This is a genomic window from Cryobacterium sp. Y50, assembly GCF_002929805.1.
GTDB lineage: Bacteria > Actinomycetota > Actinomycetes > Actinomycetales > Microbacteriaceae > Cryobacterium.
In genome coordinates, this window is record NZ_PJJM01000105.1 from 235,966 (window position 1) to 251,944 (window position 15,979).

Genomic DNA, 15,979 nt, shown 5'->3' on the forward strand with positions numbered 1-15,979 from the left:
CCGGACATGGGCATCCGCTCTGAACGAACGCGGCAGTATTTTTCGACTCGAGGCGGCAGCTGTTCACCGAGGACATAAGAGGAGGGCTATGGCAGCCGCATCGAAGGTTCCGGCCGCTCAAAGTACACTGCGCGTGCTGACCCACCTCGCCGCACAGCGCGGACCGACACCGGCGGTCGCCATGGCCAGCGCTCTCGGCCTGCCGCGCTCGACCGTCTACCAGCTGCTCGATGTACTTGTGGCTCAGGGATTCGTCGTGCACCTGCCCGAGGAACACCGCTACGGACTCGGCATCGCCGCCTTCGAGCTAAGTTCGGGGTTCAGCCGCCAGGAACCACTCTCGCGGCTCGGTCGCCCGTTGATCGCCCAGCTCGTCGACCGGCTCGGGGAGAGCGCGCACCTCGTGGTGTTGCACGGCCGCGACGTGATCTACCTCGTCGAAGAGCGCGCCGCGCATCGCCCCTCGCTCGTTTCCGACGTCGGGGTGCGGCTGCCAGCGCACCTCACGGCGAGCGGTCGCGCCCTGCTGGCGGCGCTTCCCGCGGCCCAGTTGCGCGCGCTCTACCCCAGCCAGGCCGCGCTCGAGCAGCGCGACGGTCGGGGCCCGCGCACCCGGCTTGAGCTGCGGGCGGTGCTCGATCGAGTGCGAACGGATTCTTACGCCACCGAGAATGGCGAAATCACGCATAGCATCGCCTCGGTCGCGCTCGCTGTGCGCGATCATGCAGGGTGGCCCGCCGCCGCGATTGCGGTGACCTTTGCGCACGACCGTTTTCCGGACGACTACTGGCCGGCGCTCGCTGCAACCGTGGCAGCGACGGCCGCCGAGCTGTCCCGCCGCATCAGCGGCCGCCCGCGCTAACGCCCGAGCCGCGACCGCCTACCGGCCCAGTTCCGCGTGCAGAAATGCCGCGACCCGGGCGCGCATGCCCTCATCGAGGATGCCGATGGAGTGCAGGAATCCGGGCACGACCACGAGTTCAGCGCGAATGCCCGCGCGGTCCAGTTGCGCGGCGAAGTCCCTCGACTGGCTTACGGGAATGAATTCGTCCGAGGACGTGCCGATGAACACCGGAGGGTCGCTGCGGTCGAGTCGGCTCGACGCCGATGCGTCGATGGACTGCGCGCAGCGGTTGATGTTGTCGCAGCCGAGATACTCGCAGGTGATGCGCGTGAGTCCGTCCCCGGCGTTGACGAGCCCGGAGGCGCGCAGATCGACCGGGCCAGACAGCTCGGCGACGGCCGCCACGCGTGAGCCCGTGGTGAGCGCCCCCGTACCGCTCGTGCCGAGCAGGGCGACTAGATTGCCGCCGGCCGAGCCGCCGAACGCGCCGATGCGATTGGGGTCGATGCCGTACTTTTCCGCATTGCCCGGGTCGCGCATCCACTCGACGGCGAGCGCGGCCGTGCTGCGGGACAGATGCAGGCGTCGTACAGGTACCACTGTATTTCCCCCGGGTTGTTGCTGGCCGATATGAGACTAGGCGCATCCGCTTCGCCCGCCGAATCGCCGCCACGGTGCCCGCCCGCACGCGGTCTCCGGAGCCTCGCGGCACTCGATAAGGATGCGGGCACTCGTCCGTAGGGGTGCCCCCATCGACAACAAGTGCCACGAGCCCGGTTCCGCTTGCAGGTACTGCGACGGGCTAGCCCTGGCGGGCCTTCGCGCGGGGGTCGAGCTTGTTGATCACAAAGGTTCGACCGCGGCGCCGCACGATTTGCGATCCCGGAACCTTCTTGAGCGCCTTGAGGGAATTGCGTACCTTCATCTATTTCTCCATTGCTTATTGAGAACAAATGTCAATTAGACTAACAGGCATGCAGACAGAAACGTATCTTCGGGTGAATGTTGTGAGCGGCCTGGTCGGCGCCGGTAAATCCTCGGTGGCCCTGACGCTCGGGCGGCAGCCATTCGCCCTGACCACCTCCGTGTCCGATGCCCTGCGCACGGTGCTCACCGAGGTTGCCGACGCGGTGCCGGCCGGCCGGGGGGAGGCGTGCGCCATTGATGTCTTCGTCGAAGCGCCAACCGCGGTGGGCCCGCTGGAAATTGCCAGTTCCCTCGTTGAGACCGGCGACTCGCCGGAGCGGCTGGCGAATGGGCATGCGGTGCGGCTCGGTGACCTCATTACCGTGCTCGATGCCGAGCGATTCTGGGCCGACCTGCGCAGCGAAGCCCTCGCGCCGGTCCCGGAAGAACACTACGTCAACTTCTCCGATACCCACGACGATCCCGACCGCACCGTCGGCGACGTATTGATCGAGCAGGTCGAGTGGGCCAGCATCGTCGTGATCAATAAGACCGACCTCGTGCACGCCCGCGACGCTGCCGATATTCGGGACTTCGTGCGCCTGCTCAACCCGGCCAGTCACGTCGTGTTTGCCGAACACGGCCGCGGCAGTGCCGAGGGTTGGCCGGTGTCACGCCGGGACATGTTCGCCTGGCTGCAACGCAGTCCCGGCTGGGTACGCCAGCTCAACGGTGACGCCCTGCTCTCACGCAGTCCGCAGGGGCTGATCTGTGTCGTCTACCGTGACGTGCGCCCGTTCCATCCGCTGCGCCTGGCCGAATTCTTTCGTGACCGCGCCGAGGAGTCGGGTGAGATCCTGCGTTCCCGTGGCCTGTTTCGCCTCGCCACTCGGCCGTCGACGGTCGGCTCGTGGAGCAGTGCCGGCCCCACGATCACCTTCGAACCGACCGGCATGCAGAGCCATGACCCGGATTCACCGCTAGGCCAGGAGATCGCCTTCTTCGGACGTGACCTCAACGCCCGTCTACTCAGCGCCAACCTCGATGCCTGCCTGCTCACCGACGCTGAATTTCTCGCCGGACCCATGTTCTGGAACACCCTGGCCGACCCGTTCCCCGCCTGGGTGCTCGAAAGCGCCGCCTGAATTACAGGCTCTTGGCGAAGCAGATGCTGAACTCTTCGCCGACATACTGACCGAACAACTCGATCTGTTCGTAGCCGCGGCCACGGTACAGCGCCATCGCCGCGTGTTGCAGTGGGCCGGTTTCCAGCGCGAGAGAGCGGATGCCGCGGCCAGCGGCATCCGCTTCGATGCGGTCGAGCAGGCGGCTGGCTAGGCCGCGCCCCCGAGCCTCGTCGTAAACGAACAGTCGCTTTAGCTCGGCCGTCGGACCGGAGCCAAGTGGAACCAGGGCGGCCATGCCGCACGCTGCGCCGTCTTCGTTCCGGGCCACGTAGACGGCGACGCCGGGACGCTCGAGTTCGTCGGTACTGAGCAGAAAGCTGTTCTCCTCGGGGTAGAGGGAGTGCGCGAAGACGGTGCCGGCGGCCAACAGCGCCTCAACGTCGGCCTGACGTGGCGGCTCGATACTGATCGAAATGGTCATGTTCTCAGAATAGAGCGAGGCAATGTGCACTTATCCGCGTGACTTTTCAGGATGCATCGGGTAGCGTTGATAGGTCGGCTCTTGACACCGCGCTGTGCGCGGATGGGTTTGTAAGTCAAGTTGGGCCGGTTTCCCAGTAATCCGCTGGTGAAAAATCACTGTATGTGAACGGCCCCGACCACAGATTGCTCGGGTTCTCAGTTACGTCGCGTGTGCGATGTTGTTCTGCCATGTACTGAACACAACCCAGAGATATTTTTATGCCTCAAGGCAATTCGCACAACTCCACCGTCGGTCGTGGCGGTAAGAACTTCGATCCCAAGTACGCCTCCAAGGGCGGATCGGGCCACGGCGGTTCCAACAACGCCGGCAGCAAGAGCCCCGGACACCGCGGATACCGCGCTGACGAGGGTGCCCCCAAGAAGCAGCGCTGGAACGCAGACGAGCGTGCCGCGCGCTCGAACGAGCGTCCCTCGAGCGAGCGTCCGGCCTACGGCTCGCGTTCCGTTCGCCCGGAAAACGGCGGCCGCACCAACTCTGAGCGCAACGAGCGCCCGGCCTACAATAACGACCGTCCGCGCACGGACCGTCCGGCCTACAATAACGACCGTCCGCGCACGGACCGTCCGGCCTACAACAACGATCGTCCGTCCTATGGTGACCGCAACAGTGCTCCTCGTGCCGAGCGTCCGTCGTATGGTGACCGTGCTCCGCGCACGGACCGTCCGGCCTACAATAACGACCGCCCGGCTCGTACCGAGCGTCCTTCGTATGGTGACCGTGCTCCGCGCACGGACCGTCCGGCCTACAATAACGACCGCCCGGCTCGTACCGAACGTCCCTCCTACGGAGACCGCGCCCCGCGCCGCTCCAACGATGACCGCCCGCCCCGTCGCGATTTCGGAAACGACCGTCCCAGCGACGGCGACAGCAAGTTCTACCCGAAGCGCAGCGAAGACGGTGTCAAGCCCACCTTCGCCGGCGGCGAAGACGTCGTCCTCGAGCGTCTCGAGGCCATTGCAACGACCGCGTCCGACGTTGTCGGCGTAACCTTCGGCGACCTCGGCCTCGGCGAGAACATCGTTCGCGAGCTCGCCAACCTCGGCGCTCCGGCCCCGTTCCCGATCCAGGCCGCGACCATTCCCGACGTTCTCGCCGGTCGCGATGTGCTCGGCCGGGGCAAGACCGGATCCGGCAAGACCATCGCCTTCGCCGCTCCGCTGGTCGAGAAGCTGATGGAGAACAACGGCGCCAAGGACCGCAAGCACGCCCGTAAGCCGCGCGCGCTCATCCTGGCCCCGACCCGAGAGCTCGCGCTGCAGATTGACCGCACCGTGCAGCCCATTGCCCGCAGCGTCGGCCTTTTCACCACCCAGATCTACGGCGGCGTTCCCCAGTACCGTCAGGTCAGCGCCCTCCAGCGCGGCGTCGACATCATCGTCGGTACGGCTGGACGTATCGAAGACCTCATCGACCAGGGTCGCCTTGACCTGAGCGAAGTTGTCATCACCGTGCTCGACGAGGCCGACTACATGTGCGACCTCGGATTTCTCGAGCCCGTGCAGCGCATCCTGCGCCAGACCAAGACCGGCGGCCAGAAGCTGCTTTTCTCGGCCACCCTGGACAAGGGCGTTGCCTCGCTGGTCAAGGAATTTTTGACCAACCCGGCCGTGCACGAGGTCGCCGGCGAAGACCAGGCGTCCTCCACGATCGACCACCGCGTGCTCGTCATCGAGCACCGTGACAAGAGCCGCATCATCGAAGAGCTCGTCAACCGTGAGGGCAAGACGCTCATCTTCAGCCGCACCCGGGCCTATGCTGAGCAGCTCGCCGACCAGCTCGAAGATGCCGGAGTCAAGGCCACCAGTCTGCACGGTGACCTCAACCAGGCCCGTCGTACCCGCAACCTGCAGATGCTCACGAGTGGCCGAGTCAACGTGCTCGTCGCAACGGATGTTGCTGCTCGCGGAATCCACGTCGACGACATCGACCTGGTCATCCAGGCCGACGCCCCCGATGAGTACAAGACGTACCTGCACCGTGCGGGCCGCACCGGCCGCGCGGGCAAGACCGGAACCGTCGTCACGCTTATTCCCAAGCAGCGCAAGCGCCGCATGGACGAGCTGCTCGACCGTGCCGAGATCGACGCGAGCTACACCTCCGCCACCCCTGGTGACGCGGCAGTGCGCGAACTCGCCAACATCTAGCATCCGCTCGACGCAATAAAAAGGGGTACCCGCCGGTCGGCGGGTACCCCTTTTTTTTATTACTCGCTCAGCGCCGGCAGCCGGCGGGCCTCGTCGAGCGCTTGCTCGGTCGACTCCGGCACGGTGGTCTGCGAGGTATCGATGATCGGGCAGTCACGCCACTGCGCCATCGTGCGATACCGCTCGATGTAATGCCGGTGAGTGACGAGTGACTCGGCTGACTCGGCTGGCTCGTCCCGCTTCGCCCCCGCTTCGCCCCCGCTTCGCCCCCGCTTCGCCCCCGCTTCGCCCCCGCTTCGCCCCCGCTTCGCTGGCGGTCTTTGTCGAGCGCATCCGCGGCATCCGCTGCCTGCGCGCGCACCCGCCAGCGGTCCGGGCTGATTGGCCATGGGGGATGGTCCTCTGTGAACTGGTACCGGTGCATCGGAAATCCGATATGGCACCGCTTCACTCGGGATTCCAGATTGCAGACCTCGACCCGACGCTCGGGCGCGCACCGATGATGGTCGTGGTCATGGGAGTCTCCAACGGTGGGCGCAGAATGGTGAAACGGGCATTGGGTACACGCCGGTGGCCACGGTGGATTCGGCCAGCGCGCAGTCGGAGTCGCCGTTGCTCGCAAGCAGCTGACGCTGCTGCACGATGTCAAAGCTCAGGTTGCGCAGCATTAGATAGGTGCTGCTTTTCGCCGGAACCCGCATTTCGTCGCAGAGGCACAGGTCGTAGTCGGCGAAGTTGATGCTCTCTATGCGGTCGACCTTGACCTCGCGATACTGCTCTCGATTATGACTCCCTGCCGACACCCGTCCATAGCTTCTGAGCCTTCCAACGGGGCCGTCGTGTCCCGTTTGGGGTTGCCTCGCAGGCAGGCATCTGCCACAATTACTTTCCGAACGGTCGGTAAGTTACCGATCGTTCCCACAGCCACACGCAGACACCGTCGTCAGGAGAGAATATGGCCGAGGCCTACCTCGTTGGAGGAGCACGCACCCCCGTAGGCCGCTACGGCGGAGCGTTGGCCACGGTTCGCCCCGACGACCTCGCTGCGCTCGTCGTGGGCGAGGCCGTGCGCCGCGCCGGTATCGACCCTGGCCTGATCGAGGAGATCATCTTCGGTGCCGCCACCCAGGCCGGCGAAGACAATCGCAACGTCGCCCGCATGGCGGGTCTGCTCGCCGGTCTGCCCGACCACGTTCCGGGCATCACCGTCAACCGGCTCTGCGCCTCCGGAATGTCCGCCATCACGATGGCGGCCCAGGCAATCCGCGCCGGCGACGCCGACCTGATGATCGCCGGCGGTGTCGAATCGATGACCCGCGCACCCTGGGTGCAGGCCAAGCCCGAGCGCCCCTGGGCCAAGCCCGGCGCCCAGTTCGACACCTCCATCGGCTGGCGTTTCGTGAACCCCAAACTCGCCGCCCGCGACAAGGCCACCTTCTCCATGTCGGAGACGGCCGAGGAGGTCGCCCGGCTCGACGGCATCACCCGCGTAGAAGCGGATGCCTTCGCTCTTCGCAGCCATCAGCGCGCCGCTGCCGCCATCGATGCTGGCCACTTTGTTGATGAAATTGTCGGTGTTCGCACCAAAAAGGGTGAGGTGCTCGTCGATGAGGGCCTGCGCCGGGACACAACCCTCGAGGGCCTCGCCGCCCTGCGCCCCATCGTTGCCGGCGGCTCCGTCGTCACGGCCGGCAACGCGAGCTCGCTCAACGACGGCTCCTCGGCCATTCTGGTGGCGAGCGGTGAGGCCGTGAAAAAGTATGGCCTGACGCCGCGCGCCCGCGTCGTGGTCGGTGCGAGCGTCGGCCTGGCCCCCGAGATCATGGGCCTCGGCCCGGTCGTCGCCACCCAGCGTGCCCTCGAGCGCAGCGGCCTCGACATCGCTGACCTCGGGGCGATCGAGCTCAACGAAGCCTTCGCCACCCAGTCCATCGCCTGCATCCGTCGCCTCGGCCTCGACGAGGAGATCGTCAACCGGGATGGCGGGGCGATCGCGCTCGGGCATCCGCTTGGATCGAGCGGATCGCGCCTGGTCGTGACCCTGCTGGCACGCATGGAACGTGAAAATGTCCAACACGGTCTCGCCACGATGTGCATCGGCGTCGGCCAGGGCTCGGCCCTCATTCTGGAGCGGGTCTAATGTCGAAAGCCACGGCCGTCGTAATCGTCACTGTGGAGGATAGCTGATGTCTGTTTCTGAACTGGAACTCGGTGATCGCGGCGAATCCGGCGTGCCCGACCGGGTCGGCGTGCTCGGGGGCGGGCGGATGGGCGCCGGCATTGCCCACGCCTTCCTGCTGGCCGGTGCTCACGTGGCACTGGTTGAACGCAACGACACCGAAGCGGATGCCGCGCGTGAGCGAGTGCTGCGCGCCGTCGACGCCAGCATCACCCGCGGTGCCACCGGCGAAACCCGCCCCGAACTCGAGGCCCGCCTCGCCGTCGGCGCCGATTTCGGCCTGTTCAGCGACCGGGAACTCGTGGTGGAGGCCGTTCCCGAGGTGCGCGCGCTCAAGGTCGATGCCCTGCAAAAGGTCGAAGCAGAGCTTCCCGATGGTGCCGCGCTCGCCAGCAACACCTCATCGATCTCGATCGACGACCTCGCCTACGAGCTGAAGCGTCCGGCCCGCTTTCTCGGCCTGCACTTCTTCAACCCGGTTCCCGCCTCGAACCTGGTCGAACTGGTCACCGGCAGCGCGACCTCGGCTGAATTGGTAGCGGATGCCCAAAGCTGGGTCTCCGCCCTCGGCAAGACTCCGATCACCGTCAGCGATGCACCAGGATTCGCCTCCTCCCGGCTCGGAGTGGCCCTCGGGCTCGAGGCCATCCGCATGCTCGAAGAGGGAGTCGCGAGCGCCTCGGATATCGACGCCGCCATGATGCTTGGCTATAAGCATCCGGTCGGACCGTTGAAACTGACTGACCTGGTCGGGCTCGACGTGCGGCTCGGCATCGCCGAATACCTGCACGAACAGCTCGGCGCCCGTTTCGAGCCGCCGGCGTTGCTACGCAAACTCGTGGCCGAGGGCAAGCTCGGCCGCAAGTCCGGCCAGGGCTTCTACCGCTGGGACGAAGCCTGATGCCCGCCCGCACCGACACCGCGCCCCGCACTGACCATCAAGGAGAACGCATGACGACCATACTGCCCAGCTACGTTCAGGGCGCCTGGTGGACCCCGACCGACGCCCCGACCGGTACCGAGGTCTGTGACGCCTCGACCGGCGAGGTCGTCACCCGCGTTAGCACCCACGGCCTCGACCTGGCCGCTGCCCTCGAGCATGCGCGCACTGTCGGCCAGAAGTCTCTCGGCGAACTCACCTTTCACCAGCGAGCCGTGCTGCTCAAGCAGATGGCGCTGCTGCTGACCGAACACAAGCAGGAGCTCTACGCCCTGTCCAGCCGTACCGGCGCCACCAAGGTCGACTCCTGGGTCGACATCGACGGTGGCATCGGCGTGCTGTTCAGCTACTCCTCCAAGGGCCGCCGTGAACTGCCCAACGCGCGCGTCTACGTCGACGGACCGGTCGAGTTGCTCTCCAAAGACGGCTCCTTCATCGCCCGCCACATCTACTCACGCCTGCCCGGCGTCGCCGTGCAGATCAACGCCTTCAACTTTCCGGTCTGGGGAGCCCTCGAGAAGTTCGCGCCGGCGTTCCTGGCCGGCGTGCCCACACTCGTGAAGCCTGCGACCCCCTCCGGCTACCTCGCCGAGGCGTTCGTGCGCATCCTCACCGACTCCGGCCTGCTGCCGGAGGGTTCGCTGCAGCTCGTCTCCGGCAGCGTGCCGACCCTGTTCGATGACTTGCGCCTCGGTGACCTCGTCGCCTTCACTGGATCCGCGTCGACCGCCGAAAAGCTGCGGGCGAGCGACTCAGTGCAGACCGGGGGAGTGCGCTTCACCAACGAGACCGACTCGATCAATGCATCCGTTCTCGGAACGGATGCCGCCACCGGAACTCCCGAATTCGACGCCTTCGTCAAGCAGGTCGTCACCGAGATGACCGTCAAGGCTGGCCAGAAGTGCACCGCCATCCGTCGCGTTATCGTGCCGCGTGCGGCCATGGATGACGTCGTCGCGGCCGTGCAGGCGCGCATCAGCGAGCGCATCGTGCTCGGCGATCCGCGCGCCCAGGGCGTCACCATGGGCCCGCTCGCCGGGGCCGCCCAGCGCCTCGAAGTGCTCAAACAAGTGGCTCGCCTGCAGGCCGCCGGCGGCAAGCTCGTCGTCGGCACAACGGATGCCCCCGCCGTTCTGCACGCGGACGGCACTACCGCGCCCGCTCCCGATGGCGCTTTCGTCGAGCCGCTGCTGCTGCGCTTTGACGACGCCTCCGTTGTCGCCGTGCACGAGGTCGAAGCCTTCGGTCCGGTCTCGAGCGTGCTCGGCTATGACACCCTCGACGAGGCCATCGCCCTCGTACGCCGGGGTGGCGGATCGCTCGTGACCAGCATCGCAACGCACGATCCCGAGGTTGCCGTCGCTCTCATGACCGGAATCTCCGCCTTCAACGGCCGGGTCCTCCTGCTCGACCGCGACGACGCCCGCACCTCGACCGGGCACGGTTCGCCGGTCCCCCAGCTCGTGCACGGCGGCCCCGGCCGGGCTGGAGGTGGCGAAGAGCTCGGCGGCATCCGTGCGGTGCTGCATCATATGCAGCGCACCGCCATCCAGGGGTCGCCCGAGATGCTCACGGCCATCACCGGAATCTGGCACCAGGGCGCGATTGCGCGAGCCGGCTCGACGCATCCGTTCAGAAAGAGCCTGGCCGAGCTCGTGATCGGCGATCAGATCGTGTCGGACTCGCGCACGGTGACCCTCGAGGACATCGAAACCTTCGCCCAATTCACCGGCGACACCTTCTACGCCCACATGGACGAAGCGGCCGCTGCGGCCAACCCGTTTTTCCCGGGCCGGGTGGCCCACGGCTACCTGCTCGTCTCCTGGGCCGCAGGCCTGTTCGTCGATCCGGCGCCCGGACCAGTACTCGCGAACTCCGGCCTCGAAAACCTGCGCTTTGTCACACCGGTCTCGCCCGGCGACAGCATTCGCGTCGCCCTCACCGCGAAGCAGATCACCCCGCGCGAGACCGACGAGTACGGCGAGGTGCGCTGGGACGCCGTGCTGACCAACCAGAACGACGAACTGGTCGCGTCCTACGACGTGCTCACCCTCGTAGCCAAGCACTAAGTCGCGACAGATTTGAAAGCGGGCACGCATTTCATGTGCGATCACGAATAATCTGCTGGGTTCCAGCTCCTCGAACTGGGGTGATCGGGGAGGGTTGAATTCGACTGTCGTCGAACGTTGCGCCACATAAGCTGCACCTGGGGGCTTCGCTCCGCGCGTTCGGGCATGCAGGTATGCATGCCCGAACGCTGGCACCAGACCAAAGGTCATCATGGGGAACTTCTTCACCCGTATCCGAGAGCGCAGCTTCGCGGTCGCTCTCGCGGTCGCGGCCGTTTGAACCTTCGAGGCGTTGTCGGCCGCCCCGGCCACCGCGATCGTCGAAGACGATCCGTGGACCGCCTCCATCAGCGGAGTCGTCGTTGGAGCAGATGGTGTTTCAGCTCCGCTCGCGATTGGATCGTCAGTTTGGCTTTATTCCTTGACTCAGGACGGAAGCTTCGAGTCATACCCCATTGTCGCCCCGATAGACGCGAGCGGGGCGTTTACCAAGGCGCAGCTCCCTGCTGGCACGTACAAATTGGGTGTCGACAACGTTGAAGCCGATTCACTCTGGGGTTCTCTCCCCATGAATAAATCTGACGGAGCCGACGCCCGTACCGACGCCGAGCACCGCCCCGACACCGACCACACTCCACTCGCAGAGACCGCAGCGGCAACAACCGCCTCGGTGGTCGGAGCCAAGAGCGACCGCGTCACCACGCCGGCGGTAACCCTCGTCGTCGGAGCCAGCATTCCCGTCACCGGCGAAGGCTTCGCGCCTTTTGAGGTCGTCGATATCTGGATGCACTCGACCCCCGTGCTGCTCGGAACCCTCACCGCCGACGTCCAGGGTCGCATCAGCGGCAGCTTTGCCATGCCAGCAGGGCTTGCAACCGGCACCCACCACGTAGTCCTCGTTGACGAAGCGGGTGTCTCGTACACCTCCGCCGCACTGGTCGTCACTACGACAGCGGTCTTAGCCTCGACCGGCGCTGACATCTCCTCGGGCTGGCTCGCACTGGCCCTCATGGTGCTCGGTGGCCTGGCGTTGACCGTCACTTCGCGTCGTCGTACCGCCTCGGCGCTGAAATAGCACCACGTACCTGCACTAACCAGCGGCCTTCGACGACATGCACGTCGAGGGCCGCTTCGTGATGTCGAGAACGGCCTCCGCCACGCGGATGCCGCAGCGCGTAGCACCCCGACCAGCCCCGATTCCGCCAGGGCGGCGCCGTGCGGCAACGGTAGGGCTGTGGCTGCTCGTCGCCTCCTCGATCTTCTTTTTGCCCGACGCTTTCGTGCGCTGGTTTTTACCGAAAGATGCACTCGCGGCCATTGCCGTCGTTCTGGCCTCCGTGGCGGTTGCGTGAGGACGGTTGCCGCGCTGGTTTGTAGCTGCGGCATCCGCTGCCCTCGCCGTTGCACTGCTCAGCGTTCTGATTTCGGCGGCTCCCGGTGTGCAGCTCTGGGGTCGCTGGCCGCGCTATGAGGGTCTCGTCACGCTTCCGGTCTATTTCGGTGCGGTGTGGGTCGGCGCACGATTGCTCGGCCCCGCAGCTCCAGCCGCTAGCCTGCGCACGCTGGTGCGGGCCATCGCCACGGCGGCCGTCGCCCTCGGTTTGGTCTCGCTGCTCGAAGCGGTCGGAGCCCGACCCATCGCAACCGACCTGGCTCGACCGGGGTCCCTCACCGGAAACGCCACTGACCAGGGCGTGCTCGGTGCCATTTTCTGCGCGATGCTCATACTCCCCGTGCTGCGGGCATGGGCCGAGCCGAGAAAAGCGTTCGCAGAGCGAGCCTGGCTGAGCACTGCTTTGCTGTTCGCGGCGGCGACCGTCATCGTGAGCGCATCTCGGGCGGGGTTGCTCGCGGCCGTAACGGTGCTCGGCATCCTGATGGTTCTCGAAATCGTGCCGTCAACGAGCCGGCGGAGACTGCACCTCGTCGGACTCACCGCCCTCGCGGGAATGGTTCTTATCGGCGGCGCGCTGACCGTGCCCTTCACCCGTAGTCGCCTGCTCGGTGCGAGCCCGCTCTCGACCCAATCTCTCGAAGGCCGATTCATTTTCTGGAGTGACGCCGCCGATGTACTGGCGGAGCGTCCGCTCGGGGTCGGCGTGAGTGGGTTCCTCAACGCCAATTCCCGCAACTCCACAAGTAATTGAGTGCTGGACTCCCCGCACAACTGGGTCATCCAGGTACTTCTGGCGGGGGGAATACCGCTCCTCGTTGTCGTTGTCGGCCTTCTCGTCACTGCCGCAGTGGTCGGCCTGAGCTCGTGGCGACGATTGGGCGTTCCCGAACCGCTATCGGCCGCTGCACGGCGCTCGACCGGCGGTCTGGTCTCAGCGGATGTCGCCCGCAGCGACGTTCTCGCCGGTGCGTTTGCAGCGCTCGGCGGATTCGGCGTCGCTTTGCTGACACACTTCACCGCGCCTTCAACGACCATCGTGGCCGCTCTTCTGCTGGGAGCCCTCGTGACCAGGGCGCCGGTTGGTGGGCTCCGGGTTCGACTGCGGTCCGGTTCGCCACGGTTGGCCGCCACGGCTGCACGAACGGTTCTTCTTGGCGTCTGGTCAATCTGGCTAGTCATTCTGGTTAGCGCGGAGATGCCTCTGGCTTTGGACGTCTCGCATGCGGCGCGCGGTGACATTCAGGCCGCCGAAAGTGCTTTTGACGCGGCGTATGCCATCCGCCCGTGGGACGCGGACCTCGCGGGCATCGCCGCCCAGTCGTTCGCCGCTGCGGCAGATGCTCGTGTCCCTGGAGCCGCGACCTTGGCCGTCTACTGGGCTGAGCGCTCGCGAGCAGCACTTCCCCACACCACGACGACCGAACGTGCGCTCGCGGTCGGACAGTTTGCCGACGGCAATGCGACTGGTGCCGTAAAAACCCTCGACGCGCTCGTAAAACTTGCCCCGACTGACCCCACCATCGCCGTCCAAAACGCGATCGCGCTCTATACGAACGGCGACACAGACGGTGCACTGCGTGAGGTCAAGCGCGCCCTCGCCCTCGATCCGACGAACGAGGTGGCACTGCACTTCGAGGAGATTCTGCTGCATGAGTGAGCGCTTGGGCGCGCACCTTCAAACCGTGGGATTATGCCAGAACCGTATCGGTGTGGGCGGTCGTTCGCGCGTCAATTGTCGTCTTCGGCCGCGCTGCGAAAGTGGTGGCGGGCAAGGAGGCATCTTCGCTCACGATGACGAGTCCTTGGGCGCTGTTGGCAGAACGGCTGAGGTCTTCGATCCACTGGCGGTTCAGCGTGGCCGCCCGACCGCCTGCGAACTTGAAGTAGAGCGGAATAGCGGGATTAAGCCAGATCGAACTACGGCCAGACCCGACCTCGGCGGAATCCCGCCAGGACAGCAGAAAACACTCGCCGCGGCGAAGCTTCTGAATGATCACGAGTTGCAGGTGCGCGAGGGTGCGGTCATCGATCTCCACGACGACGCGGTCATATGTAAGAGAGCCCATGAGCGCCTTCCAATCGAGTTCAGCAACGCTGTTTGTTTTATATTTCGTCTGCGCCACGACAGTACTAGAGTCCAGCGACCCGACTTGCCCCCCTCTTCGGGTTCGGAACCCGGGCTCGGACTGCGGGCTCAGGTTACAAGCTGGGCTTGCGGCCTTAAGGTGGGCCCGGCCTCCGCTCAGCCGGCATCGTCGTCTGTGGTGCCGGCGCGAACGCGCGCGATCGTCTCCCAGGCCGCCACGGCAACGAGAATGACCGAGGTTGCAGCGCCAAGTCCGAGCGGAGTCACGAGCGCGGCGGCCGTACCTGCTACGGCGAGCACGGCGATTCCGACGATGTGCGACACGAGTAGGGTGCGCGCGACGATCCAGCGAAACAGCAGCAGTCCGACGAGGTAGAACAGGGGCCCACCGACCAGGGTGACGGCCACCGGAAGCGTCATGGCGTCCTCCGGATGCTCGAGCACCGATTTATCCGCGACCGAAGTCAGTACGATTCCGGCAATGATGATTGCGTGCACGTAGGTATAGGCGAGTCGAGCGATGCGGCCCGGCTCGTTCGACGCGGCGATCGCCTTGATCCCGGCGCGCTCCCCGTGATCGAAATAGAGCCACCACATGGCCACGCCGTTCACAAAGGCGAGAAACAGTCCGGCAATCCCCGAAGTGGATGCCTCCTGGTCGACAAATGCAAACCCGGTCACCAGAAAGGACTCGCCGATCGCGATGATCACGAATAGGGCGCTGCGCTCGGCAAGATGCGGGCCGGAGACATCCCAGTCGTCGACACCGGGTGCTTTCAACCCGGGAACGCGAAACCCAAGGCTCGCGGAGCCGTACTCGATGGCAAGGGCGATGAGCCAGGCCGGGAGGCGAAAGGCCAGCGGCAGCAGCGCCCCGACGATCCAAAAAACGCCGGCTACCGACAGCCAGAGCAGAATGCGCAAAAACGTCGCGTGCAGGGCCGGATCGTGCCGGGCGAGGGCCAGCACCATGAACACCGAGCGTCCGAGTTGCAAGGCCACGTACGCAATGGCGAAGATCAGCCCCTGATCGCCGAAGGAATCGTAGATCGAGGTACTGATCACGAGGCCCACGAGGGAGAGACCGATGACGACACCGCGCACTGGAAGCCGGGCCGGATCGAGCCAGTTGGTCACCCAGGTCGTGTACACCCACAGCCACCACAGAGCGAGCACGAGAATGATCGACTCCAGTGCACCGACCCATGACTGGTTGGCATACAGATAGCGTGAAAGTTGAGTCAGCGCGAACACGAAGATGAGGTCGAAAAACAACTCGATGTAGGTAACGCGCTCGCTGCGCTCGGTATCCTCCGGCCGCAGCAGGCTTCGACGAAACCCGAGCCGCAGAATCCAGGCGCGATGTTCAAGCGGATGCTGCTGCGTCGTCTTCGATGATCGGCTCACGTCCCCAGTCTCCCGCAAGCCCCCGACATCCGCAGTCTTAATTCCGCCCTATGCATCGGCCCTCCTTTCAGCGTTCCCGTATGCCGGGCCCCGTTCCTCACTTCTGCACCGGGCCCGGTGCCTGGGCCCAGTCTAGAAATTGGGCGCACGTTCATAAAGCGGGCCCCGTGGGCGCGGTGGCCCGGCGAACGCGGGTCCGTGTGCGGAGCATCCCATTTCGTTGATCGAGCTTGTCGAGATGGCCATCGGACCGGCGTGGGGTGGTTTGCGGTCCTGGTTTTGTGGTTGGTTGGGGGGTGGTTTTGGTTTGGCGACACGCCCGGGTGGGGGGCGTTTT

At 65.6% G+C, this 15,979-nt stretch carries 16 protein-coding genes; 10 read left to right on the top strand and 6 right to left on the bottom strand.

Annotation, left to right across the window (positions count from 1 at the left end; translation table 11 throughout):
• The first annotated feature begins 88 nt into the window (after positions 1-88).
• The gene (locus CXY73_RS21180; RefSeq protein WP_104178805.1) at positions 89-862 is read left to right on the top strand and encodes an IclR family transcriptional regulator; all 774 of its coding nucleotides are present in this window, start codon (positions 89-91) and stop codon (positions 860-862) included.
• 18 nt (positions 863-880) lie between these two features.
• Here the strand turns inward: CXY73_RS21180 and CXY73_RS21185 are convergent, their stop codons facing one another.
• Positions 881-1,444 carry an alpha/beta hydrolase gene (locus tag CXY73_RS21185; protein ID WP_146071838.1) on the bottom strand — a complete coding sequence of 188 codons (564 nt, stop codon included), beginning with the start codon at positions 1,442-1,444 and terminating at the stop codon, positions 881-883.
• Positions 1,445-1,646: 202 nt separating this feature from the next.
• Positions 1,647-1,769, bottom strand: a complete 123-nt coding sequence (gene ykgO, locus CXY73_RS21190) for a type B 50S ribosomal protein L36 (RefSeq protein WP_104135854.1) — start codon at positions 1,767-1,769, stop codon at positions 1,647-1,649.
• 49 nt (positions 1,770-1,818) lie between these two features.
• On the opposite strand from ykgO, the gene CXY73_RS21195 reads away from it, so the two are divergent.
• Positions 1,819-2,895 (top strand): GTP-binding protein, encoded by a 1,077-nt coding sequence (locus CXY73_RS21195; protein ID WP_158254179.1) that lies wholly within the window; start codon positions 1,819-1,821, stop codon positions 2,893-2,895.
• A gap of 1 nt (position 2,896) precedes the next feature.
• Here the strand turns inward: CXY73_RS21195 and CXY73_RS21200 are convergent, their stop codons facing one another.
• On the bottom strand, positions 2,897-3,358 hold the full coding sequence (locus CXY73_RS21200) for a GNAT family N-acetyltransferase (protein WP_104178825.1): 462 nt from the start codon (positions 3,356-3,358) through the stop codon (positions 2,897-2,899).
• Positions 3,359-3,618: 260 nt separating this feature from the next.
• Here CXY73_RS21200 and CXY73_RS21205 point away from each other — a divergent pair, with 260 nt between their 5' ends.
• Positions 3,619-5,565, top strand: a complete 1,947-nt coding sequence (locus CXY73_RS21205) for a DEAD/DEAH box helicase (RefSeq protein WP_104178807.1) — start codon at positions 3,619-3,621, stop codon at positions 5,563-5,565.
• A gap of 512 nt (positions 5,566-6,077) precedes the next feature.
• Here the strand turns inward: CXY73_RS21205 and CXY73_RS21210 are convergent.
• On the bottom strand, positions 6,078-6,368 hold the full coding sequence (locus tag CXY73_RS21210; RefSeq protein ID WP_104178808.1) for a hypothetical protein: 291 nt from the start codon (positions 6,366-6,368) through the stop codon (positions 6,078-6,080).
• A 152-nt stretch (positions 6,369-6,520) separates the two neighbouring features.
• Between CXY73_RS21210 and CXY73_RS21215 the strand changes: the two genes are divergently transcribed.
• The 7 genes from CXY73_RS21215 to CXY73_RS21245 all read left to right on the top strand — a co-directional run bounded on the left by CXY73_RS21215 (position 6,521) and on the right by CXY73_RS21245 (position 13,806).
• The gene (locus tag CXY73_RS21215; RefSeq protein WP_104135849.1) at positions 6,521-7,705 is read left to right on the top strand and encodes a thiolase family protein; all 1,185 of its coding nucleotides are present in this window, start codon (positions 6,521-6,523) and stop codon (positions 7,703-7,705) included.
• Between the two features lie 46 nt (positions 7,706-7,751).
• On the top strand, positions 7,752-8,645 hold the full coding sequence (locus CXY73_RS21220) for a 3-hydroxyacyl-CoA dehydrogenase family protein (protein WP_104178809.1): 894 nt from the start codon (positions 7,752-7,754) through the stop codon (positions 8,643-8,645).
• A gap of 50 nt (positions 8,646-8,695) precedes the next feature.
• Complete coding sequence (paaZ, locus tag CXY73_RS21225; protein ID WP_104178826.1) at positions 8,696-10,753, top strand: phenylacetic acid degradation bifunctional protein PaaZ; 2,058 nt, start codon at positions 8,696-8,698, stop codon at positions 10,751-10,753.
• 568 nt (positions 10,754-11,321) lie between these two features.
• The gene (locus CXY73_RS22170) at positions 11,322-11,828 is read left to right on the top strand and encodes a hypothetical protein (protein WP_158254180.1); all 507 of its coding nucleotides are present in this window, start codon (positions 11,322-11,324) and stop codon (positions 11,826-11,828) included.
• Positions 11,829-11,886: 58 nt separating this feature from the next.
• Positions 11,887-12,105, top strand: a complete 219-nt coding sequence (locus CXY73_RS21235; RefSeq protein ID WP_146071839.1) for a hypothetical protein — start codon at positions 11,887-11,889, stop codon at positions 12,103-12,105.
• A 6-nt stretch (positions 12,106-12,111) separates the two neighbouring features.
• Positions 12,112-12,900: an O-antigen ligase gene (locus CXY73_RS21240; protein WP_104178812.1), complete on the top strand. Its 789-nt coding sequence runs from the start codon at positions 12,112-12,114 to the stop codon at positions 12,898-12,900.
• The gene (locus CXY73_RS21245) at positions 12,901-13,806 is read left to right on the top strand and encodes a tetratricopeptide repeat protein (RefSeq protein ID WP_104178813.1); all 906 of its coding nucleotides are present in this window, start codon (positions 12,901-12,903) and stop codon (positions 13,804-13,806) included. It begins immediately after the preceding gene.
• Between the two features lie 31 nt (positions 13,807-13,837).
• Here the strand turns inward: CXY73_RS21245 and CXY73_RS21250 are convergent, their stop codons facing one another.
• Entirely contained in the window at positions 13,838-14,215 is a 378-nt protein-coding gene (locus tag CXY73_RS21250; RefSeq protein ID WP_233198517.1) for an ATP-dependent DNA ligase, read from the bottom strand.
• A 176-nt stretch (positions 14,216-14,391) separates the two neighbouring features.
• Positions 14,392-15,642, bottom strand: coding sequence for a low temperature requirement protein A (locus CXY73_RS21255; RefSeq protein ID WP_158254181.1), 1,251 nt, complete (start codon positions 15,640-15,642; stop codon positions 14,392-14,394).
• Between the last annotated feature and the right edge of the window lie 337 nt (positions 15,643-15,979).

What these genes read in the sequence shown, in the direction of transcription:
- ykgO (WP_104135854.1), bottom strand. Translation starts at nt 1,769, where the DNA reads ATGAAGGTACGCAATTCCCTCAAGGCGCTCAAGAAGGTTCCGGGATCG.
- CXY73_RS21250 (WP_233198517.1), bottom strand. Translation starts at nt 14,215, where the DNA reads ATGGGCTCTCTTACATATGACCGCGTCGTCGTGGAGATCGATGACCGC.
- CXY73_RS21215 (WP_104135849.1), top strand. Translation starts at nt 6,521, where the DNA reads ATGGCCGAGGCCTACCTCGTTGGAGGAGCACGCACCCCCGTAGGCCGC.
- CXY73_RS21180 (WP_104178805.1), top strand. Translation starts at nt 89, where the DNA reads ATGGCAGCCGCATCGAAGGTTCCGGCCGCTCAAAGTACACTGCGCGTG.
- paaZ (WP_104178826.1), top strand. Translation starts at nt 8,696, where the DNA reads ATGACGACCATACTGCCCAGCTACGTTCAGGGCGCCTGGTGGACCCCG.
- CXY73_RS22170 (WP_158254180.1), top strand. Translation starts at nt 11,322, where the DNA reads ATGAATAAATCTGACGGAGCCGACGCCCGTACCGACGCCGAGCACCGC.
- CXY73_RS21205 (WP_104178807.1), top strand. Translation starts at nt 3,619, where the DNA reads ATGCCTCAAGGCAATTCGCACAACTCCACCGTCGGTCGTGGCGGTAAG.
- CXY73_RS21200 (WP_104178825.1), bottom strand. Translation starts at nt 3,358, where the DNA reads ATGACCATTTCGATCAGTATCGAGCCGCCACGTCAGGCCGACGTTGAG.
- CXY73_RS21220 (WP_104178809.1), top strand. Translation starts at nt 7,752, where the DNA reads ATGTCTGTTTCTGAACTGGAACTCGGTGATCGCGGCGAATCCGGCGTG.
- CXY73_RS21195 (WP_158254179.1), top strand. Translation starts at nt 1,819, where the DNA reads ATGCAGACAGAAACGTATCTTCGGGTGAATGTTGTGAGCGGCCTGGTC.